At 58.0% G+C, this 20,834-nt stretch carries 17 protein-coding genes and 1 pseudogene; 8 read left to right on the forward strand and 10 right to left on the reverse strand.

Annotated elements, in window-relative coordinates; all coding sequences use genetic code 11:
- Positions 1–518: 518 nt before the first annotated feature.
- Both ACYASS_RS16500 and ACYASS_RS16505 read left to right on the forward strand, forming a co-directional pair.
- A pseudogene (locus ACYASS_RS16500) lies at positions 519–1,289 on the forward strand (MCP four helix bundle domain-containing protein); the annotation flags it as partial.
- Entirely contained in the window at positions 1,281–2,144 is an 864-nt protein-coding gene (locus ACYASS_RS16505) for a methyl-accepting chemotaxis protein (protein ID WP_422765553.1), read from the forward strand. The pseudogene ACYASS_RS16500 and the gene ACYASS_RS16505, both read left to right, overlap by 9 nt.
- A 74-nt stretch (positions 2,145–2,218) precedes the next feature.
- Here the strand turns inward: ACYASS_RS16505 and mksF are convergent, their stop codons facing one another.
- From mksF to mksB, 3 genes are read right to left on the reverse strand one after another with little or no spacing between them, the layout of a single operon-like run.
- Entirely contained in the window at positions 2,219–5,050 is a 2,832-nt protein-coding gene (gene mksF, locus ACYASS_RS16510; RefSeq protein WP_463586907.1) for an Mks condensin complex protein MksF, read from the reverse strand.
- Positions 5,047–5,757, reverse strand: coding sequence for an Mks condensin complex protein MksE (gene mksE / locus ACYASS_RS16515; protein ID WP_027900171.1), 711 nt, complete (start codon positions 5,755–5,757; stop codon positions 5,047–5,049). The genes mksF and mksE overlap by 4 nt, the downstream gene beginning before the upstream one ends.
- A complete protein-coding gene (gene mksB, locus ACYASS_RS16520; RefSeq protein WP_122663290.1) occupies positions 5,747–7,018 on the reverse strand; it encodes an Mks condensin complex protein MksB in 1,272 nt (423 codons plus the stop codon). Before mksB ends, mksE begins: the two co-directional genes overlap by 11 nt.
- Positions 7,019–7,161: 143 nt before the next feature.
- Here mksB and ACYASS_RS16525 point away from each other — a divergent pair, with 143 nt between their 5' ends.
- On the forward strand, positions 7,162–7,959 hold the full coding sequence (locus ACYASS_RS16525; protein WP_463586908.1) for an energy transducer TonB: 798 nt from the start codon (positions 7,162–7,164) through the stop codon (positions 7,957–7,959).
- Complete coding sequence (rimI, locus tag ACYASS_RS16530) at positions 7,952–8,404, forward strand: ribosomal protein S18-alanine N-acetyltransferase (RefSeq protein ID WP_243247981.1); 453 nt, start codon at positions 7,952–7,954, stop codon at positions 8,402–8,404. Before ACYASS_RS16525 ends, rimI begins: the two co-directional genes overlap by 8 nt.
- Positions 8,405–8,600: 196 nt before the next feature.
- Here the strand turns inward: rimI and ACYASS_RS16535 are convergent, their stop codons facing one another.
- Complete coding sequence (locus tag ACYASS_RS16535) at positions 8,601–9,017, reverse strand: serine kinase/phosphatase (protein ID WP_463586909.1); 417 nt, start codon at positions 9,015–9,017, stop codon at positions 8,601–8,603.
- A 148-nt stretch (positions 9,018–9,165) separates the two neighbouring features.
- Here ACYASS_RS16535 and can point away from each other — a divergent pair, with 148 nt between their 5' ends.
- A complete protein-coding gene (can, locus tag ACYASS_RS16540; protein ID WP_122663212.1) occupies positions 9,166–9,807 on the forward strand; it encodes a carbonate dehydratase in 642 nt (213 codons plus the stop codon).
- A 171-nt stretch (positions 9,808–9,978) separates the two neighbouring features.
- On the opposite strand, the gene ACYASS_RS16545 is transcribed toward can, so the two are convergent.
- From ACYASS_RS16545 to ACYASS_RS16555, 3 genes are all read right to left on the reverse strand, one after another.
- Positions 9,979–11,151: a hypothetical protein gene (locus ACYASS_RS16545; protein ID WP_463586910.1), complete on the reverse strand. Its 1,173-nt coding sequence runs from the start codon at positions 11,149–11,151 to the stop codon at positions 9,979–9,981.
- A 127-nt stretch (positions 11,152–11,278) separates the two neighbouring features.
- Complete coding sequence (locus ACYASS_RS16550; RefSeq protein WP_463586911.1) at positions 11,279–12,952, reverse strand: methyl-accepting chemotaxis protein; 1,674 nt, start codon at positions 12,950–12,952, stop codon at positions 11,279–11,281.
- An 87-nt stretch (positions 12,953–13,039) separates the two neighbouring features.
- Entirely contained in the window at positions 13,040–13,723 is a 684-nt protein-coding gene (locus ACYASS_RS16555; protein WP_463586912.1) for an HD domain-containing protein, read from the reverse strand.
- Between the two features lie 147 nt (positions 13,724–13,870).
- Here ACYASS_RS16555 and ACYASS_RS16560 point away from each other — a divergent pair, with 147 nt between their 5' ends.
- The 3 genes from ACYASS_RS16560 to ACYASS_RS16570 all read left to right on the forward strand — a co-directional run bounded on the left by ACYASS_RS16560 (position 13,871) and on the right by ACYASS_RS16570 (position 17,790).
- Complete coding sequence (locus tag ACYASS_RS16560) at positions 13,871–14,377, forward strand: sigma-70 family RNA polymerase sigma factor (RefSeq protein ID WP_463586913.1); 507 nt, start codon at positions 13,871–13,873, stop codon at positions 14,375–14,377.
- A complete protein-coding gene (locus ACYASS_RS16565) occupies positions 14,374–15,303 on the forward strand; it encodes a FecR domain-containing protein (protein WP_463586914.1) in 930 nt (309 codons plus the stop codon). The genes ACYASS_RS16560 and ACYASS_RS16565 overlap by 4 nt, the downstream gene beginning before the upstream one ends.
- Positions 15,304–15,420: 117 nt before the next feature.
- A complete protein-coding gene (locus ACYASS_RS16570) occupies positions 15,421–17,790 on the forward strand; it encodes a TonB-dependent siderophore receptor (RefSeq protein WP_463586915.1) in 2,370 nt (789 codons plus the stop codon).
- Between the two features lie 118 nt (positions 17,791–17,908).
- Here ACYASS_RS16570 and ACYASS_RS16575 read toward each other — a convergent pair whose 3' ends face one another.
- The 3 genes from ACYASS_RS16575 to ACYASS_RS16585 form a co-directional block, all read right to left on the reverse strand.
- Entirely contained in the window at positions 17,909–18,694 is a 786-nt protein-coding gene (locus ACYASS_RS16575) for a sulfite exporter TauE/SafE family protein (protein WP_122663217.1), read from the reverse strand.
- Between the two features lie 396 nt (positions 18,695–19,090).
- On the reverse strand, positions 19,091–19,825 hold the full coding sequence (locus ACYASS_RS16580; protein ID WP_463586916.1) for an aspartate/glutamate racemase family protein: 735 nt from the start codon (positions 19,823–19,825) through the stop codon (positions 19,091–19,093).
- An 18-nt stretch (positions 19,826–19,843) separates the two neighbouring features.
- A complete protein-coding gene (locus ACYASS_RS16585) occupies positions 19,844–20,554 on the reverse strand; it encodes a GntR family transcriptional regulator (protein ID WP_463586917.1) in 711 nt (236 codons plus the stop codon).
- Positions 20,555–20,834 lie beyond the last annotated feature (280 nt).

The raw sequence follows: 20,834 nt of genomic DNA on the forward strand, positions 1-20,834 counted from the left end.
AACGATGTATCGCCGATGGTAGTGTGGGGTTTCCCCATGTGAGAGTAGGTCATCGTCAAGATTAAATTCCAGAACCCCTGATCGCTTACGCGTTCAGGGGTTTTGTTTATGCGCGAAGAAAAAAGAATTAGCGGTGGGAGCGCGCTTGCCCGCGATGGACGCCCACGCTTCTAGCCTGACACACCGCCTCGCAGCTTTCGGCAGCTCCTACCGGTTCACCCTATCGGGTTGGACCGAATTCATTCGGGAAGGCTGAATGTCAGGCAATACACAAGCTGCGGCTGTACCGCACCCCTCGCGAACAAGTTCGCTCCTACCGTCCATGCGCCCACCTCGGTAGGACCGAATTCATTCGGGAAGGCTGAATGTCAGGCGATACACAAGCTGCGGATGTACGGGCCCCTTCGCGAACAAGTTCGCTCCTACCTGTGTACTGTTAAATGAAACATACGGACACACCTTCATCTTCCCGCATCGCAGCCGATAGCTAGCTAACATCACTCTTTGAGTTCAGCCGTATGACACTGCGTAATCTCGGAATTGCCCTTCGCGCCGCTCTCTGCTTCTCCCTCATGGCTCTATTCGTTCTGTTCCTCGGTGTCATGAGCCTCGACAAAATGTCCGGGCTCAACAAAAACACCACTGATCTCGGTGGCGGTTGGTTGAAGTCCACTCGACTTCTGGGTGAGTTGGCAGACACCACGTCGCGATTCCGTACCATGTCCTACCTGATCATGGTTAACCGCACCCAGGCGGACATCGATAAGGCTGAGGCCCGTCTTGAGGTGTTGACCAAGAAGGCCAACAACATCGTCGCTGCTTATGCGCCATTGGTTCGTAGTCCCGAGGAGAGCGCCAAGTTCCAGCAGTTCAAGGAAGCATTGGCTAGCTATCTGGTGGCTCAAGACAAGCTGCGCCAAGCGTCACTGGCCAAACGTGACGCTGAAATTCCAGGTTTGATCAGCGGTGAACTCAAGAAGTATTCAGACCAGATGGCGCCTCTGGTAGAGGGGCTGCTGGAGATTAACGGCAAGGGCGCGGACGCTGCCGTTGCGGACTCTGCGAGTGAATACACCAGTGCACGTAACATCATCATTGCTGTTCTGGTGTTGACCGCTGCACTGACCGTTCTGTTGGCCGTGATCCTGACTCGTAGCATCGTTCGTCCTCTCAGCGAGGCCGTGCGTGCCGCTGAAGACGTGGCGCGTGGCGATCTGACTACAACGGCTCAGGTGAATGGTCGTGATGAAGTCACCCGCCTGCAGCAAGCACTGCAAACCATGCAGATCAACCTGCGCGATACGCTGCAAAGAATTTCCGGCTCGGCAACTCAAGTCGCCTCAGCGGCTGAAGAGCTCAATGCGGTGACCGAGGAAGGTTCGCGATCGCTGCAGCAGCAAAATAACGAAATCGAACAAGCCGCCACTGCCGTCAATGAGATGACTGCCGCCGTCGAGGAAGTCGCCAGCAACGCCGTCAACACGTCGACTGCTTCGCAACAGTCCAGCACCTCGGCCATGCAAGGTCGCCAGCGTGTTCAGGAAACGGTCAACGCCATCCAGCAAATGACTAGCGACGTCGAAGTGACTTCCGAGCAGATCCGTAGCCTGGCTGACCAGACTCAAGATATCGGTAAGGTTCTGGACGTGATCCGCGCCATCGCTGAACAGACCAATCTGTTGGCTCTCAACGCAGCCATCGAAGCGGCTCGCGCTGGGGAAGCCGGACGCGGTTTTGCTGTGGTTGCTGACGAAGTCCGGGCGCTTGCCCATCGCACCCAGCAGTCCACGCAAGAAATTGAAGTGATGGTCAGCGGCATCCAGCAAGGGAGCAGCAAGGCTGTTGCTTCTATGCAGAACAGCAGCAGCCGCGCTCAAAGCACTCTGGAGGTGGCTCGCAGCGCTGGTGATGCTCTTGAGGAAATCACCCGCAGCGTGGGTGAAATTTCCGACCGTAACCTGGTTATTGCCAGCGCTGCAGAAGAGCAGGCGCAAGTGTCCCGCGAAGTGGATCGCAACCTGGTTAACATTCGTGATCTGTCGCTGCAGTCAGCCGACGGTGCTCATCAGACCAATGCTGCCAGTCAGGAGCTGTCGCGTCTGGCGGTTGAGTTGAATCAGATGGTGGGCAAGTTCAAGATTTAACAAACGCCGAACCACGAAACGCCCACAAAAAAGGCCGCATTCTCATGCGGCCTTTTTGTTCATGCGGACTCAGCTTATTCAGCCGCTTCCTCAGCGACTTCAGAAACAGTCGCCTTCACCTCATCACGGCGACGGATGTACTTCCAGTCCGCCTCATCAATGTAGATGCCGTTAGGCCCACTGCCGCCCTCCAGGTCGATCGCCACGTGTGCCGATACTTGCGGCTTCACGCTCGCCAGAATCGGTACAAAGCCCAGTTGCAGACTCGTTTCCAGCAGCGCTGCCTGGTTCTTCTCGTCGATGTCTGCTGCTTCGTCCAGGTAGTAAGGCAGGCGCACACGACCGGCCTGATCGCGATCCATCAAGTGCAGCAACAGGTACATATTGGTCAGCGCTTTGATGGTCATCGTGGTGCCGTTTGAAGCGGCACCGTCGATGTCGGTATGGATCACTGGCTGGCCATTGACCTTGGTGATCTCGAAGGCCAATTCGAACAGATCTTTCAGACCCAACTGGTTGTGATTCGCTGCAACCAGGCGAGCCAGGTATTCCTTGGCCTCTTCGTTCTTATTGTCCTGCTCGGCACTCTGGCTAAGGTCAAACACCGACAGCGTTTCGCCTTCTTCGTACTGGCCAGCACTATGGATGATCTGGTCAATGTGTTTGAGCGCTTCTTTGTTAGGAGCAAGCACGATGCGGAAGCTGGCCAGGTTGGAAACCTGACGCTTGTTGATCTCACGGTTGAACAGGGCCAGTTGGTGTTCAAGGCTGTCGTAGTCGCTACGGATGTTACGCAACGTTCGCGCAATGTCGGTCACGGCTGCCCTGCGCGCTTTGCCCAGAGTCAGTGCTTCGTCTGTACGGTGTGCGTAAGCATTGATCAGCAGTTGCAGACGACGCTCGACGTCTTCTTCGCTGTCGAACTTGGCTACACCTTTCAGGCGCACTTGCGCATACAACGCTTCGATCTGCCCGTCGCTGCGCAACAAACCTTGCCAGCTGTCCTGATAGTCATTGAGCAGTGGCAAGAGGTTATCCAGCGAGTCATCCACCGGATCCATGTAAGGCGTACCGAACGGCAGGTCGGCGGGCAGCAACTGACGACGACGCAGTGCGTCATCCAGTGTGCGTTGCTTGGACTCAAGGTCGCCAATCTGGCGCGCGACCAGTTGCAGCTTGGCCGACAGTTGCTGGACTCGCTCGGTGAACGCATCACTGGAGCGCTTCAGTTCATCCTGCGCAGCTTCCATCTGTGCCAGTTGCTCGTGCTTCTCTGACTCTTCAGCGCTCAGGGTCTGGCAACGACGGAAGTCTTCCAGTGCTTTCTGTGCGTCCAGCACCTGCTGATACAAGGCTTCAGTCTGAGTCTTGCTCGCTGCGCGGTCAGAGGCTACGGCCTGTTGGGTCTTGAGCTGTTTCAGCTCTTTCTCAAGACGTTCTTTCTGATCACGCAACGCGGCACGGTCTGCCAGCGCCTGCAGGGCAGGCGGCTCGATGTTGGTCAGGTTGATCGACAGACCCGGCACCTGGAACTGGTCGCCTTTGAAGCTATCGAGGATGGCCTCAAGGGATTTGACCCACGCGTCGCCATCATCCAGCGCAATGCCTTGCTCACCCAGTGGCAAGCTGAACAGGGCGCTGTTGAACAGGCGCATCAAGCGTTCTACATCAGGCTGCGAGAACTCTTCGCGCAGACGCGCATAGCTGTTGTTGTCCGCGTGATCGAGTTGCTGCTTCACCGACTTCAGGCGTTTTTCCAGATCGCGCAGACGCTCGTCAAGATCCTCGGCACTGAACTGACGCGATTGCGCCAAAGCACCGGCCAGTTCGTCGTGAGCATCCTTGGCGGCCAGCAACTGTTGTTCCAGCACTTTGGCGTCGTCGACCAGCGCGAAGCGATTCTTGAGGACCGCAAGCTCGCCGATCCAGCGTTGAATACTGCTGATTTCACGCTCCAGACGCATCAGCTCCTGAGTGCCACCACGCTGATCGTTCTGCAGTTCGTCCTGCTGGCTGCGGTAATGCTCGGCCTGGATGACCAGCTCTTCCTTGCGTGCGCTGGAATAGTCCAGCCAGGTGCCGAGCAACGAGTCGAGCAGGGGTGACAGGCGATGCAGCTTGCCGCGCAACAGATCACGCTGAGCGACGCCAGCAGCCAGGGCTTCGACCAACGGGCCCGCCTTGACCAGCGAGTTGTAGTCCTGCTCCATGCGGCGCACGTCGCGGAAAGCCTCTTCACATGCAGCGATGTAATCCACGCTGCCGGAACGCAGGCTGTGTTCAAAAGCATCGAGGAACAGCTGCTTGAGCTTGGCGGCGGTGATTTCGCGCATGTGCAGCAAGTTGATGAACAGCGCCCGGAACGTCTTCAGGCTCTGTTCACTGGTGGAGCGCAGCGGAATAAGCGTCAGGTCCAATGGAATCGACGTGTGTCCGCCCACCAGCAAACGACGCAGTTCGTCAGGCTTGAGTTCGTAAGCTTTCAGGCCCTGGCTTTCCAGGTTGCTGAACAGCTCTTTCTGACGCAGGCAGGTGTCGTTCTTCTGGTAATGGCCCAGATCCAGTTTGCCCGCATAGGCAAAGAACTGGTGACCGAAACCGCCACCCGGGCCACGTCCGACCACACCAATGACGTGTGGACCGTGGGGCAGGGAAACTTCAACCAGAATGTAACTGGTGTCCGAGGCGAAGTAGAACTTGCGCGATTGCTCCAGGCTGTACTTGCCGAAGCTCATGTCCGACATGCGCGCCAGAATCGGGAACTGCAGTGCGTTGATCGAGGCGCTCTTGCCGAGGTTGTTGGCCCCGTACACCGACAACGGGTGCTCCAGCGGGAACAGCCCAAGGCTGTAACCGGCGGTGTTCAGCAGGGCAAAGCGGCGGATGCCGTAGCGTTCCTGGCTCATGCATCCATCTCCTGTTGCTCGTCAGCGATCGCGCGGGCCAGAGCCTGCTCTTCGGTTTCTTCCACGTCTTCGAATTCGGCGAGGTCCAGTGGGTCATCGGTTTGCAGCAGCTTTTCATCGCTGTCTTCGTCGATCAGGACTGGCACTGGCAATGGCAGCACGCTGTGAAGGCTGGCGGCCAGATCGCGGTCCTGTTGTACCGAGAGACAAACGTCGAGGAAGCGGTGCATCGGCGGCAGGAAGCGGTAGATACCGGTTTCTTCAGCGGCGAAACCCAGTTGGGTCATGCGGCGCATGATTTTCTCTTCCAGCTCGTCCTGGGTTTGCACTTCGGCCTGCAAAAACAGATCGCGGTACTTCTCCAGCATCGATGGCAATTCATCACGGCCAAGGCTGCCGCCATCCAGCACGGCTACCGGATCACGACCCTGATCGGCAAGGTGTTCAACCAGAATGAAGGTGAACAGCGCCAGACGTTGTGCGGTCTTGTTGACCTGCGCAGCGGCCTGGTCCGGGACGAAGTAATAGAAGCCGCGTGTATCGCAGACCAGTTCGAACCCCAGCGCCTTGAACAGCGTCCGGTATTGATCCTGTGCGTTGGACAATTGCGCGTACAGCTCCGGGTCGCGGCGGCTGATGTGGAAACCTTTGAACAGCTCGCGGAAGATCGGCGCGAGCTGGGACATTTCTGAGAGATCAAGATGCATTGGCTGGGTTCCCCGTTTGCTCATCACTGCTGGAGAGCAGGGCGAAGGAGCGCAGGCTGACCTGATGCTCCTGGGTAAAGTAGTCACGACGCTCCAGGCGTTCGCGGGTAAAGCGTTTCTCGCGGGACAGGCGCGAGAACCAGTAGAGCAATTCGTCGGTAGCGCCCGTCGGTTCCTGTTCCAGCAGCCAGACCATCAGGTCCGGCATTGGCAGGGCGTCTTCGCAACGTTCGAGCATTTCCTTGACCGTGCGCGGCGCTTGCGGTGAATCACCTTTGCGTTTGCCGCCACCGGCCTTGGGAAACTTCGCCGGTTTTGGTTCGAAGCGGGCCAGTGCATAAACGTAGGCCTCGACCTGGCTTGCGCTGCCGAGAAAGGTGCTCTGCGGACGGGTGAACATCGGCATCGCTGCTTGCGGCACAGCATCGATGCCTTTACGGCGAATCGCCGACAAGGCCAGCGCCGCGCCACGGGTGACTGCGTTGTGACGGCGGGCTTCTTCGCGCAGCGGCAGCAACAGTTCGCGGGCATGACGCAGCGTTAACTGAGCGCTGGTCTGCATTTCGAGAATGCGCGCGTGAGTGCGCAGCAGCATGTCGTCGTCTACCAGTTGGCCCAGGCGTTGCTGTTCAGTCAGCAAGCGCAACAGCACGTTCTCGACCTTGCGCACGCCTTGTTCGAAAGCGCCGTCAGCGTTCACCAACTGAATCATCGGCTCGACGTATTCGTCCCAAGTGGCCAGCACTTCTGCATAACGCTGACGCAACGGAATCTGCCGATCGCTGGTCTTGGCCCGGTCAGCAACGCCCACCAGTGCCTGTTCGTCGTTGGCGAGCTTTTTCAGGACGTCGCGCACACGCATGTCCAGCAAACGCAGTTGCCGGGCGAGGTCGTTGGCGTCGCGGATATCAAAGGCGTCCTGAATATAGCCAGCCAGCCGCTCCAGATGGCGCAGATAGGCTTCGATTTCCAGGCACAGGCCCAAACGGTGTTCACGGCGCAGATAGGACAGGAAGTCATGAATCTGCGCATTGAGTTCAAAACGGTTGGGGCTTTTCGCCACCGGTACGAGGATATCCAGGCGAATCCACACATCCAGCAGGTTGGTGATGTCCTGCGGGGTGCTGTCCAGTTGCTGTGCGGCCAGCTGCAAGCGCAATTCGCTCAGGCTCAAAGTACCCTGGTCGAAATGTTCGCACAGTGGCTCAAGAAGCGCCCAGTGTTCGGCAAGGGCGCGCAAGACGCGCTTGGGTTCGATCATTGGAAGGCCGACTGTAGGTAAATAAAAGCGGCGATTGTACTGCATCGCACGCCTCAAATTTCATCTCCGGGCGATCAACTGCGGCGGGAATTGGCGAAGAGTTGTAGAATCGCCGTCCTAACTTATCCACAGGTGGCTGACCTTTGCTCAACGAGTCCCGCCGCCGCGCTTATTTGACCGCCATGCAGGTGGTCAATTGGCTGCCGCGCACCGAACTGCCTTTTGCGGCTCCGTCACGTCCGGAGCTGCTGGCACCGCTTGCGCCACAGGTTGAACCGGTGGTGGATATCGCGGTGCCTGAAGCTGCGGTCAATCAGGTGGCGACTCCGGTTGCGGCTAGCCCGGCTCCGGTTGTACGGCCGAAGATCGAAGTGCCAAAACCTGCTCAGGCTGCTGCTCGCAAACCTGCCGTCACCGAGGACGAGGCTGCTCCAGCACCGGTCAAGGCTGTGGTCACGCCGCCACCGCGTTTTTCACTGCAACTGTTACGCGCCGGGCGTTGCCTGTTGTTGGTGGAGTTGTCCACAGGTCAGCCTTTCCAGAGTCGTGACCCGGCTTATCTGCTGCTTAAGGACATGCTGCGTGCCGCCGGTCTGCCGGACAGCCCACAGATCATTGGCGAGCCGGTACGCTGGCCGTTGCTGAGCCGTGGCCAGATGGATCAGGGGCCTGAAGCGGCGCGTGATTTCGTGCAGGGCTTTGTCTCAGCCCGGCTGGAAGAGGCACCCTGTGCCTGCTTGTGGCTGGTCGGCCTGCCGTCGGTGCGCTTTGCCGGGGAGGCCAATGCCGAGGCGTATAACAGTGAACTCGAGGTTGAAGGCCTGGGTTCTGCCTGGGCGTTGCCGGGTCTTGAATTACTGATGGACGAGCCGCAACGCAAGGCCGATGTCTGGAAAGCCATGCGTCGGCTGATGGCGCGCTGGAAACCGATAGATGAGTGACGCAATAAGCTTCCGCCCGATGACCGAGGCGGATCTGGACGCTGTACTGAAGATTGAATACGCAGCGTTCAGCCATCCATGGACACGCGGCATCTTTCTCGACGGCCTCAAGTCTTACGAAATATGGCTGATGTTCGAAGGTAACCAGCAAGTCGGTCACGGCGTGGTGCAGGTCATCATCGATGAAGCCCACCTGCTCAACATTACCGTCAAACCTGAAAGCCAGGGCCGCGGTCTTGGACTGCGTTTACTCGAACACTTGATGTCACGGGCTTACCAGTTGAACGCCCGGGAATGCTTCCTCGAACTGCGTGACAGCAACCGCGCGGCCTACCGCCTCTACGAGCGCTTCGGCTTCAACGAAATCGGCCGCCGCCGTGATTACTACCCGGTCGCAGGCGGCCGCGAAGATGCGCTGGTCATGGCGTGTACGTTGTTTGAGTAATCCGCACTCCCGACCATGCGCATTTCCCGGTAGGACCGAATTTATTCGGGAGGGCGGTATTCCGAGCTACACATAGACTGCGGATATACTGGCCTCTTCGCGAATGAATTCGCTCCCACGGATATGGCGGCATGTCGTAGGACCGGCTAAAGCGCAGCGCCGTCTGGCCAGTCCTGCGAGTTTTGGGCGCCTGAGGTTACTCGCGCTTCTCAGGCTTGCCATCCAGCGGATCCAGCCGACCCAGCTCGGCCTCATCCAGACCATCCCCCCCACCAATGTCATCTTCATCCACTACCGTGAGATTGAAATCGGCTGGACTGTCTTCGCCTTCTTCGTCGCCCGAGCGTGCACCGTCTTCACGGATCAGGATTTCAGGGTCCAGGTCATCGTCAGTCGGGTGGTGATCCGGGGTCGAAGCGCCGGTTAAGCCTGCTTCGCGTACGCGCTGCTCCGGAATCTCGTGGCTAAGCTCATCTTCAGGGACCAAGTCACCGATGCGTGCATCGTCGCCTTTGTCGTCGAAGTTCAGCTCACGCATGGAGCCCATTCGATCTTCGTTATCGTCAATTGGCTCGGGTTGGGTTGCACCGTAAGGGCGGCGGGAATCATTCATGGCGAATCCTCGTTATTCAGGGGCGTGAAAGGTGGACCGGCACCTATCCTGAAGATTCCTTTTGCTTGCACGAGCGGAGGCTGAAATGAGTAGTGACCCGGATTGCCGAGCCCCAGTCATAAGCTGGCACATCCTCGAGGTATGACACATGAACGAGCTACAAGACCTGATCGACAACAACGAACGTTGGGCAGACGCGATCACCAAGGAAGATCCTGAGTTTTTTGCCAAGCTGGCACGCCAGCAGACCCCGGAATTCCTATGGATAGGTTGCTCGGACGCCCGTGTACCCGCTAACGAGATCGTCGGCATGTTGCCGGGTGATCTGTTCGTGCATCGCAACGTCGCCAACGTCGTGCTGCACACCGATCTCAATTGCCTTTCAGTGATCCAGTACGCAGTCGACGTGCTGAAGGTCAAACACATCCTGGTGACCGGCCACTACGGTTGCGGTGGCGTAAGGGCTTCCATGCAGGACCGCCAGTTGGGTCTGATTGATGGCTGGTTACGTTCGATTCGCGACCTGTACTACGAAAATCGCGAAACCCTCGCCAAGCTGCCTACCGAGGAAGAGCGCGTTGACCGCATGTGCGAGCTGAACGTCATCCAGCAAGTGGCGAACGTCGGCCATACCAGCATTGTGCAAAATGCCTGGCATCGCGGGCAGAGCCTTTCGATCCATGGTTGTATCTACGGCATCAAGGACGGCCGCTGGAAAAGCCTGAACGCGACGATCAGCGGCTTCGAACAACTGCCGCCGCAGTATCGTTTGCGTCCGTTGGGGGAGTAAGTAGCGTCTGGACATAAACCGGCCCTTTAGGAGCTCACCGAGGTTACGAGGCCAGCGATCGCGGTGTATCTGACACGCCGCAATCGCTGCCTCGCGTTGCTCGCGAGCTCCTACAGATCCGTGTTTTTGTGAGTCAGCGTGGTGTCTGGTGTCTGCGGCACCGCGCGTGATTTACATATACGGATGAACCGCTGGCGCTGTCAGCGGCTTCTGCAACTGTTTCAGCGAGCGCGATACCGTGCCTGATGTGCACTTGGCGTCGGCGTCGGCCTGGCTCAGCTTGCGCACGTCGGTGTAGAACAGCACACAGGTTTTGATTTTATTGGTCACCTGCCAGTTCTGTGTGCAACTGTTCAGCGTCGCCTTTGGATCCGCACCCGGCTTCTGGCCCATACCAGCCTGCCAGCAGGCCGCACTCAAATCCTGCCCCATGACCGCCAGACCGGCCGCATCTGCCTTGGCTTCGTCGCCGCCATAGTTGGATTTGTCAGCTGCGTACCAGATGTAACTCGGATGGTTGGAGCCTAGCACGGGTACGGTTTGTCCCTGCGTCGGGCTGATGGTCGCCAAACCCAGCACCGGCACGCTCGCCGAGTACTGCTGCTTGATCCAGTTACGTACCGGGGCGCCGAACGCAACCATCGGCAACGATGCACCGCCAGTGGTCTGACTCAGCTGTTTGACCATCGTGGTCTGGTAATCCTGGAAGAAGCTGTACACACCTTCCAGCGAACTACCCGCTGAAGCAGGCGCTGCAATCGGCGCGATATCGATGATGGTTTGATAGGCCGGCGTCTGTGCCAGTGGGATGCCGTTATAAGACAGCAACTGCGCCCAGCGGTCGGTGGTATTGGACTTCAGATAATCCTGAGCCTGGGTCAGCGAATAATCGGGTGGGAAATGCAGCAGCTCGACGCTTTTCCGATTCTCCAGGGCCATGCCCAACGGCAGGAACAAATACCAGTTGTACTGCCACTTGTCAGGGCCGGAGGCGAGGAGTTTTTGTGCGCCGCTGTAGGCGAGGTCACCCGCGTCCAGCAGTTGTGTCAGGGGTTTGTCGTAACCGTCCGGTACACCGCTGATCTGCGCATAGACCACATCGCCATCGCTGGTCACGCTGACTTTGCCGCTATAGCCATCACGCTGAACGCTTTGAGTCAGGTAATGCTCGACGGTCTGTTCCAGCGTCCAGTTGCGATAACAGATGACGTTGCAGTTGTTGGGGAAGGCGAAGAGTTGGGTCACGCGCTCCCTGCTACCCAGTTTGACGTTTACATCGGCCTGCACCAGCGATCCGAAGGTGAGGGTGGCAAGTGTCGCAGTCCATACAGCGGCTTTCAGCATGCTCATATCCTTTTTGGCAATCTGCCCCGAGGTTTCGGGTCGCTTCAATATTGAAGCAATGTGCCACTACGAATAAACGGGGGGCAGCAAATATATTTACTGCCCCAAGCATGATGTGTGGATGCAATCAGAGCACAAAACGCTGAACCATCAGGTTCAAATCTGTTGCGAGCACAGACAAAGCGTTGCTGGCCGCCGTGGTCTGGTGCGCGCCTGATGCGCTTTGAGTCGACAGATCGCGAATGCTGCTGAGGTTGCGGTCCACTTCACCAGCAACTTGTGCCTGTTGCTCGGCCGCACTGGCGATCAGCAGGTTGCGGTCATTGATAGTAGATGTCGAACTGATGATCACCGTCAGTGCCTCGCCGGTGGCAGCAGCCTGTTCAAGTGTCACGCTGGCTTGATTGGCTGTCAGCCGCAGCGCCTGGGCGGTTTCCTGGGTACTTTGTTGCACGCTGTTGATCAGCCCCTCGATTTCTGTGGTCGACGCGCTGGTGCGCTGTGCCAGCGAGCGAACTTCGTCGGCGACCACGGCAAATCCGCGTCCAGCCTCACCCGCGCGCGCGGCTTCGATGGCAGCATTGAGCGCGAGCAGGTTGGTCTGGTTGGCGATGGCGCGGATCACATCAAGGATCTTGCTGATGCTCAAGGTCCGCTCGGCAAGCCCTTCAGCCTGGTGTGAAGTGTCCAGCACATTGCCGGTCAGTTCTTTGATCGAGCCAATCGTGTCGGCCAGGCGAAGCTTGCCGTTGGCCGCCGCTTCGTTAGAGGCCAGGGATTCGGTCGCCGTATTGCTGGCATTGCTGGCAACTTCCATCGCCGCCTGGCTCATTTGATTGACGGCAACAGCAGCCTGTTCGATTTCGCTGTTCTGCATTTTCAGGTTTTCCGCACCCGACTCGGCAATGCTGCTCATCTCCTGCACCGATTGTGAAAGCTGGTTCGCGGCTGCGTAGATCTGCTCGATGGTCGAGTGCAGATTGCCGCGCATCCGGCCGAGCATGTTCAACAACTGAGCGGTTTCGTCCTTGCCCTCGGGGATCGTCTGCGGGCTCAAGTCACCATCGGCAATGGTGCTGGCGATTTTCAAGGCCTGACGTACCGGACGAATGATGCTGACACTCAGGCGCCAGGCCAGCAGCAAGGTCATGGCGAGCACTGCGGCAATGACGCTCAGGGCAATGATGCGTGTCTGGGCGTAGCTGGCGCTGGCGTCGTCGACCGCCGTCGCCGCGCTTTGCTTGTTGAGCTCGCGTAATAACTGCACCTGCATGTCCATCAGGTCGCCCTGCAGGGACAGCATGGTATTGGCCAACATGCGGGCGTCTTCAATCTTGCGCTGCTCGATCAGCGCGATCTCGTCATAAAGGCCGGGGATGAATGCTTTGTAGGCGTCCTGCAGAGCAACAAGGGAATCTCGCTCGGTGGCGTCCTTTACGTGAGCGAGATAGTCGGCGAAGCCTTTTTCGGCATCATTCTTCAGTGTTTCGACGTTGATCTTGCTGGTAACAACCGCGCCGGGGTCGTCAGCATTGGCGATCAGACGAATGCTTTCGCTGCGCATTTTGACCAGTGTGATCGCCAGCGCATCGGCCATGGCGATGCTGGGCAGCGAGCCGCTTTCTACCGTTTCACCTTGCTTGCGGATCTCCTGCATCTGGAACAGGCAGAACGCTCCCAACGCTACCGTGAGTAATGAGGTGATGCCGAAACACAGCACCAGACGCTGAGTGATCTTGAAACGCCGCAAGACTGTGGTCCCGGAGCGTCGGCGCAAAATGGCAGGCAATAATTTTTTCACTGAGGCAAAAACCCAATCGATAGAAACATCGGAGACTGGGTTATAGGGCAGTTCTGTGATGTCTTTGTGACATCGCGAATATTGACGTCAAATTTCCGATGAATCGTTCGGCTGTGAGTGTTTCGGCGCACCCACTTCCTGCATCAGTTCATCCAGAAAGCGCTTCATGCGTGCGTGCCGCACTTGCGCCAATCGCGCGCCTGTTGCGGTCTGGAAGCCGTCGCTCAGCTTGAAAAGCTTGGTGTGAAAGTGATCCACGGCAAAGCGCTTGTCATCGTAATCACGATGCGACGCGTGTGGATCCTGCGGGTCGTATAGCTCACCGCCCATTCGCCCGGAAACGTAGAACATGCGGGCTACGCCAATCATCCCCAGTGCATCGAGCCGGTCAGCGTCCTGTAGGATTTTCGCTTCGAGTGTTCTTGGGGTAATCGCTGCCGAAAAGCTGTGCGCTTCAACGGCATGGGCCACGGCGTCGATGCGTTCTTCGCCCCAGCCCATTTCGGTGAGCAGATCCGTAGCCTTGGCCGCTGCCAGTCGTGAAGCACTGGACCGGAAGGGGGAGTTTTTCTCCACGGATACGCAGTCATGCAACAACGTGGCAGCGATCAGGATTTCCGGATCGCCGCCTTCTACATCACGAATCGCGCAGACGTTGCTCCACACCCGCTGCAAGTGCGACGTGTCATGAGAGCCGTCGACTTTTTCGGCCACGGTGTGCGGCAGTAGGAAAGTGGCGAGGTCCTGAAAGGGGGCGAAGGCGTCAGTCATCAGCGGTACCGCTTAGCATGAGTGTAATGACAGCATTGCAGATAAACAGGCTTGGGCAAATATCCGCTGTCATTCGCCGCTTCAAACGTATTGCCAAGCCATTTACAAGCCTGCATCATTTGTTAATGATTTTCATTGGCAATCGAGATGTCCCACACCTTGCAACGTCGTAATGCTGCGCTTGTTCACCTGTTTGGCGAGCATCATGGCTGGCTGCTGGATCGTCTGCGCGCGCGAATTGGCTGTCGCCATGACGCCGCAGACATGGCTGCCGAAACTTTTGCACACGTGGTTGCGCTGCCCGATACGCAAGCGATTCGTGAACCCAGAGCCTTGCTGACGACGATTGCCAAAAGACTGATATTCGCCAGTTGGCGTCGGCGTGACCTGGAGCGGGCTTATCTTGAGTCGCTGGCCGCCGAACCCGAGCTATTTGAGCCATCTGCCGAAGCACGTTACCTGATGATGGAAGCTTTGCTGGAGGTTGATCAATTGCTCAACGGCCTTTCCTCCAAGGCCAGGGCTGCCTTTCTATACAGCCAGCTGGACGGTTGGACCTACGCCCGGATCGGTACCGAGTTGGGCGTGTCAGCACCCCGGGTCCATCAGTATGTGGTCCAGGGTCTCAAAGCCATCTGTGCGGTCCAACGATGAACGAACTGCCTGCGGCCCTCGAACAGGCCATCGAATGGCATGCGCGCCAGGCCTCAGGGCAATTCTCCGAGGGGGAACTTCGTGCGTTTGAGCGCTGGCTTGCGGCTGATCAATCCCATGCTGCGGCATGGAACGGTCTGCGTACCCGGCTTGATCAGACGTTCTCGCATTTGTCTGGCAGTCGTGCCCGTCAGGTATTGAGCGCCGGCACGAGTCGTCGTCATCTACTGCGTGGAGCGCTGGCCGTCGGCGGCTGTACGCTGACCGCACGACTGTTGACCTGGCCTGGCATGCCGCTGGACAGGCTCACGGCGGATGTCGCGACCGCCAATGCGCAGCGCCAGACATTGGTTCTGGTCGATGGCTCCAGCCTGACCCTGAACGCAGAAAGTGCTATCGATGTGAATTTCACCGCGAGCATGCGCAGCGTGCGCTTGCTGCGTGGAGGCCTCATGGCGCGTATCGAAGCGCAAGACCGGCCTTTCCAGTTGGGGTGCCGTGACGGCAGTGTGCAGTTAACCTCTGGTCAGTGTGTGCTGAGCCAGTATCAGGATCACACGCAGTTTTGGCTGAAAGCCGGCACTGCACAGATCCGCTCGCAGCGTCAGACGCTGGTTCTGACCGCCGGGCAGGGCGCGCGTCTTGATGGGCTGGGTGTCCATCCATTGCCGGTCAGTCAGACAGACCCCGGTGCCTGGGTGCGTGGGCTCTTGGAGGTCAGTGATCAATCCCTCGCAGAGGTCGTCGACCGGTTGCGTCCCTACAGAAGCGGAGTTTTGCAGGTTTGCGATGCTGCGGCGTCGCTGCTTATTTCCGGCGTATTCAATCTGGATAACAGCGATCAGGCACTGGCAGCCTTGAAAGATATTCTGCCACTGCGCATTGATCACTACTGGGGGCTATGGACCCGGATTGATCGGGTCTGAAACGCCTGCTGAAAAATAAATCACAGGAGCCCTTAACAAATCGCCACCTCACTCTACAGAACAGGTAAAGGCGCCAGATTGCGCGCTCCGTTTTGCCAGCGAGGTTGAGCATTGTCCATGCGTCCATCACTTGTTACTCCATTGTTCATGACCTTGGCGGTCGCCGTTTCGGTGAGCGCTCAGGCTGCTGACACTCTGTATGACTTCTCTGTACCTGCCGGGCCATTGACCGGCGCGCTCATTCAGATCGGCCAGCAGAGTTCGCGGCAGATTTTGTTCATACCGGCTGATGTTGCCCAGCGCGTTTCTGCGCCCGTGAGCGGCCGGATGAGTGCTGCGGCGGCGGTTGAGCGTGCGTTGCAGGGTAGCGGTCTGCGCTTGCAGATCACCGCCAGTGGCGCATTGAGCGTGCAGCCTGTACCGAGCGAAGGCATGACGCTGGAGGCGATCAGCATCAATGCGGCTACTGCAGGAGATGGCAGCAACGGTGAGCAAGCGGGGTACGTCGCACGGCGCAGCAGTGTGGGAACCAAAACCGATACGTCATTGCTGGAAACCCCGCAATCAGTGTCGGTGGTGACACGTGCCGAAATGGACCAACGCAAGAGTGACAATATCTCCGACGCCCTCAAGTACACCCCAGGTTTTACCAGTCAGCCGAGCGGCTTCAGTCGCACTGCTGATGATTACACGCTGCGCGGCTTCAACGTAGGCGCGGGTACTGGCGGCATCCTCCGCGACGGTATGAAATTACAGTCCAACCCTTACGACGGCAGCGTCGAGGCCTATGGCCTTGAACGTGTCGAAGTACTCAAAGGCGCGTCCTCGGTGCTTTACGGTCAGCTGTCACCGGGTGGCATGATCAATACCGTCAGCAAGCGCCCGACGGACACCCCCGTGCATGAAATTGGCGTGGAATTCGGCAACCATGATCGACGGCAGTACACCTTCGATCTCGGTGGGCCGCTGGACGATCAGGGCCAGTTCAGTTACCGCCTGACCGGCTTGTGGCGCGACAGTGATACCCAGGTCGACCACGTTGATGATGATCGGCGTTACATCGCTCCGGCCATCACCTGGCGTCCCGATGAGGACACCTCACTGACCGTGCTGGCCAGCCATCAGGAAACCTATACCGGTTTCGCGCCGCCCACCAGTTATCGCATGACGACTTACAGCTCAACGCCGGGTTACAAGATTGGTCGTGATCAATTCACCGGTGAGCCAGGCTACGACCATTTCAATAACCGTATGGACACCCTGGGTTACCTGTTCAGCCACGACTTCAATGAGAACCTGAAGGTCAATCACAGCCTGCGTTACTTTCAGGCGAACACTGACTGGAATTATCTGATTCCGTTCTCCATCGTCGGCTCTAATCTGCTTCGACGTTACAGCGAGCGAGAAGAACGTTCGACGGGCTGGACGACTGACAACAATGTGCAGTACACCTTCGAGAGCGGAAACTGGAAACACACTCTGCTCGCCGGCGTTGATTACTACCACAAGACCTATGATTCGCATCGCTACATCAGCGGCACGCTGGCGCAGTTCGCGCCACCCTTGAATCTGGCCAACTCGGTGTATACCGGTGTCGGGGCCAATACTGCCGCAGACAGTGGTTCAGATCTGCACAGCGCCCAGTCAGGTGTTTACCTGCAAGACCAGATCACCTTCGACGAAAAATGGGTGCTGCTGCTGGGTGGCCGACAGGATTGGGCGGAGAGTCGAACCACCAGTCATGCTGATGACAGCCGCCAGTCACGTAATGACAAGAAGGCTACCGGGCGCATCGGCCTGGTCTACCTCGCCGAAAACGGTTTGGCTCCTTATGTGAGCTACAGCCAGTCCTTCCAGCCTGCGAGTGTCAGCAACCCGGCTTTTGGCAACGCGTTTGCGCCGCTTGAGGGTGAACAGTACGAGTTGGGGCTGCGCTATCAGCCGCCCGACACCGAGACGATGCTCAGCGCTGCTGTGTATCAGCTTACTCAGGACAATGCGCTCAGCTACGATGCTGCCAGCGCCACCTATGTGCAGTACGGGAAAACCCGCTCAAAGGGACTGGAACTGGAGGCCAAGACCGAGGCGACCGAAAACCTGACACTCACAGCTGGTTATGCCTATACCGACTCGCACGTCATTGAAGATCAGGCAGCGACTAACGTCGGCAAACGTATCGAAGGTGTTCCGTATCACAGCGCCAGTGTGTGGGCGAGCTATCGTCTGGGCGCATTCGGTATTCCGCAAATGCGCGTGGCTGCGGGCGCTCGTTACATCGGCACGACCCGCGCTACGCCGACAGACTACGAAGGCAAGATCGGCGCTTACACCTTGGTCGATGCGCTGGTCAGTTATGAAATCGGCAAGCACTGGGAGGTGGCCGCCAAGGCGCAAAACCTCGCGGACCGTAAATATCTGTACTGCAACACAACCTGCCGGTATGGCGATGAGCGAAGTGTGATTGGCTCGGTGAGTTATCGCTGGTAGCCAACACGCAAGCTAATGGATTGAAATGCATTTTCTGTAGGAGCTGCCGAAGGCTGCGAAGGATTTATCCTGACACGCCGCCATTCGCAGCCTGCGGCATCTCCTACAGAGTCGTGAATCAGAAAACCAGCTTGTACCCGATAAACGCCAGCATGATTGCCAGGCATGGACGCAGGATGTCGTCCGAGACCCGGCCGGAAAGGTGGCTGCCCAGATAAATTCCCGGCAGCGAACCCAGCAGCAGGAACCCCAGGATTCCCCAATCCATGTTGCCCATACCGGCGTGTCCCAGACCTGCAACCAGTGTTAGCGGGACGGCGTGGGCGATTTCGGTGCCCACCAGTCGGCGAGTGGCGAGGAAGGGGTAAAGGATAAACAGCGCGACAGTACCCAGCGCACCGGCGCCAATGGATGTCAGTGCGACCATTGTGCCGAGAATCAGGCCGGTTACCACGGTCAGCGCGTTCAGGCTCTTGCCGCTTGGGTTGTAGTTACCACCTGCCCGGTTGTGGGCGAATGCGAGCAGGCGTTTTTTGAAGAACACCGCCGCAGCGGTCAGCAGCAGGACGACACCCAATGCCTGCTTGATCACCGCGTTCATGGCGTCTGGAGCTGCGTGCAAGGTGCTGAGGAACCACAGCGTCAGCAGTACCGCCGGGACACTGCCCATGGTCAGCCAGCCGGTGATTTTCCAGTCGATGTTGTCGTTTCTTTTATGGACCCACACACCGCCTGACTTGGTGATGGCTGCATACAAGAGGTCAGTGCCAACGGCCGTGGCCGGATTGACGCCGAACCAGAGCAGGATCGGCGTCATCAGCGAGCCGCCGCCCACACCCGTCATGCCCACGATGAAGCCCACCACCAGGCCCGCAACCACCAACCCCAAACCACCAAAATCCATTACTGCTTCCCACAACAAAAAGGGCGACTGTCAGAAAAAACTGGCGGGCAGCATAACGACGTTTTTAATAACTTCTTATATCGATACGGTCTATCGATATATCTTTATTAGTGCTCGGTGGGAGCAGCTGTTTTGTGTAGCGGACATCAGACCCTGTAGGAGCGCACGAGCACCGCAAGGCCGCGATAGCGGTGTATCAGACCGAACGCCATCGCTGCCTCGCAGCAGATATTTCCCTGTAGGAGTGAGCTTGCTCGCGATAGCGGTGGATCAGGTTAGAAAGTATCGTCTGAGCTGACTCTATCGCGAGCAATGTGGATCGCCACCTCGGTCACTCCTACAGAAATAGCCTTTAAACTCACACAGTTATTTTACATTTGATGAGAGCAGGCTTGGCTAACGACCGAAATGCGCAAAGCGCCCAGTAAAGCGCTTGGCCAACGGAAAGGCCAGGTCCCCGTGCTTGCTGGTAGCGAGCCCAAGTTCACCCAATGCCTCGGCAAGTTTGACGGCGGCGGCGACGCCGTCTACCACCGGCAAGCCTGTCATTTCGCTGACCAGCCCCGGCAAGTCTGCCATCCCGCCGCACCCGAGAATGATCGCGCCTGCACCTTCGTTGTCGCGTGCGTATATCGCCTGCTCGGCAATGCGTTCAGCCAGGGCCTGCTCACCCATGCTTTCCAGTTCCAGCACAGGCACATCAACGCAGCGTACCGAGGTGCAATGCTCGGTCATGCCGTAGTTGCGAAGTAGATGCTCGGCAATGATTCGCGTGCGGGTCAGGGTGGTGACCACCGCAAACCGCGTGCAGATCAGGCTGGCAACATGAAAGGCCGCTTCGGCAATGCCAATGACCGGGCCGCGCGCCAGTTCGCGCGCAGCCAGTAAGCCCGGATCGCCGAAGCAGGCAATGATGTGTGCGTCGTAACCCGCTTCGACGCCCTTGCGAACTTCTTCCAGCACGCCGACGGCGGCGATGGCCTCGTCGAAATGGCCTTCGATGGATTCCGGGCCAGCGTCCGGGCAGCAGGCGATGATTTCAGTGTCGGCCCGTGCCACCGCGCGGGCAGCCCGCCCGATGCTCGCCGTCATGCTCTGGCTGGTATTAGGGTTGATGACCTGGATTTTCATTTCGACTCGACTCGCGGATCAACGCTTGAAAATGGTTTTGAAGTCCGGCTCGACCGGCGTCACCTGATCGACCTGCAAACTGGCGCGGATGCTTGCCAGATGCTTGCCCATCCATTGCGCGGCCGACGCGCCATTGCCTGCTTCAAGCAGCCCGAGCAGCTCACCATGATCGCCACAGTCGCAGCCCACACTGTGGCGCGAACCATAAACAGCAATGATCAGTGACGAGCGCGTGGTCAACTGGGCGACCTGTTCGGTCAGTACTTGATTGTCGGCCAGCGCAATCAACTGCACATGGAAGCGCGCAGACAACTGAATGGCTTTGCTGTGCAAACCGTCGCGCTGGGCCTGGTGTTCCTCATCGACCAGCGTGCGCAGTGTGTTCAGTTGCGCGGCGTCAATCTGTTCGGCCACGGCTGGCATCAGCGCAGGCTCTATCAATTGCCTGGCAGCAAACACATCCTGAGCTTCTTTAGCGGTGGGCTGCGCGACTTCCGCGCCGCGATTGGTGCGTAACGTCACCAGCCGCTCCAGTGCCAGCCGTTGCAGAACTTTGCGAATACCGGTCCGGCTGATGGCAAACACTTCCGCCAAGGCATCTTCGGGCAAGCGGGTGCCCGGCAATAGTCGGTGTTCGACAATGGCTTCCAGAATGTCCTGATAGATCTGTTCATCGCGGCTCAGTGTGGAGTCGCTCATCGCAGGGGTGGCGAGGAAGAGAGGATTCATAAGGCCGCTTTAACCGGTGAATGTGTGGCTGATCGTATACAAAGTCTGGTCGATTTGCCATCACCGCTTATAGCCGTAGTAACGCTGATTGTATGCACTGACACTGCGCATTTATGCACTTTAATTGAGCATTTAAAGATAAGGCGGCTCTGCGGCTGAGATGCACGGACACTTCTAGCGCCTGCCTTTTGGGCGCGTTCGCCGTGTTTGGCATGCATCATGCCTTTCAGATCGTATACAAATAACGCCAGCCTCCGTATGCAGTCTCCGGAGCGGCATC

It is taken from the genome of Pseudomonas sp. HP_14 (assembly GCF_055283875.1).

Excerpts from the sequence above, each read along its gene's own strand:
- can (WP_122663212.1), top strand. The coding sequence starts at position 9,166 with ATGAACGAGCTACAAGACCTGATCGACAACAACGAACGTTGGGCAGAC.
- mksB (WP_122663290.1), bottom strand. The coding sequence starts at position 7,018 with ATGATCGAACCCAAGCGCGTCTTGCGCGCCCTTGCCGAACACTGGGCG.
- ACYASS_RS16545 (WP_463586910.1), bottom strand. The coding sequence starts at position 11,151 with ATGCTGAAAGCCGCTGTATGGACTGCGACACTTGCCACCCTCACCTTC.
- ACYASS_RS16585 (WP_463586917.1), bottom strand. The coding sequence starts at position 20,554 with ATGAATCCTCTCTTCCTCGCCACCCCTGCGATGAGCGACTCCACACTG.
- ACYASS_RS16505 (WP_422765553.1), top strand. The coding sequence starts at position 1,281 with ATGCAGATCAACCTGCGCGATACGCTGCAAAGAATTTCCGGCTCGGCA.
- ACYASS_RS16570 (WP_463586915.1), top strand. The coding sequence starts at position 15,421 with ATGCGTCCATCACTTGTTACTCCATTGTTCATGACCTTGGCGGTCGCC.
- mksF (WP_463586907.1), bottom strand. The coding sequence starts at position 5,050 with ATGAGCCAGGAACGCTACGGCATCCGCCGCTTTGCCCTGCTGAACACC.
- ACYASS_RS16560 (WP_463586913.1), top strand. The coding sequence starts at position 13,871 with ATGTCCCACACCTTGCAACGTCGTAATGCTGCGCTTGTTCACCTGTTT.
- ACYASS_RS16565 (WP_463586914.1), top strand. The coding sequence starts at position 14,374 with ATGAACGAACTGCCTGCGGCCCTCGAACAGGCCATCGAATGGCATGCG.
- rimI (WP_243247981.1), top strand. The coding sequence starts at position 7,952 with ATGAGTGACGCAATAAGCTTCCGCCCGATGACCGAGGCGGATCTGGAC.
- mksE (WP_027900171.1), bottom strand. The coding sequence starts at position 5,757 with ATGCATCTTGATCTCTCAGAAATGTCCCAGCTCGCGCCGATCTTCCGC.
- ACYASS_RS16535 (WP_463586909.1), bottom strand. The coding sequence starts at position 9,017 with ATGAATGATTCCCGCCGCCCTTACGGTGCAACCCAACCCGAGCCAATT.
- ACYASS_RS16575 (WP_122663217.1), bottom strand. The coding sequence starts at position 18,694 with ATGGATTTTGGTGGTTTGGGGTTGGTGGTTGCGGGCCTGGTGGTGGGC.
- ACYASS_RS16580 (WP_463586916.1), bottom strand. The coding sequence starts at position 19,825 with ATGAAAATCCAGGTCATCAACCCTAATACCAGCCAGAGCATGACGGCG.
- ACYASS_RS16555 (WP_463586912.1), bottom strand. The coding sequence starts at position 13,723 with ATGACTGACGCCTTCGCCCCCTTTCAGGACCTCGCCACTTTCCTACTG.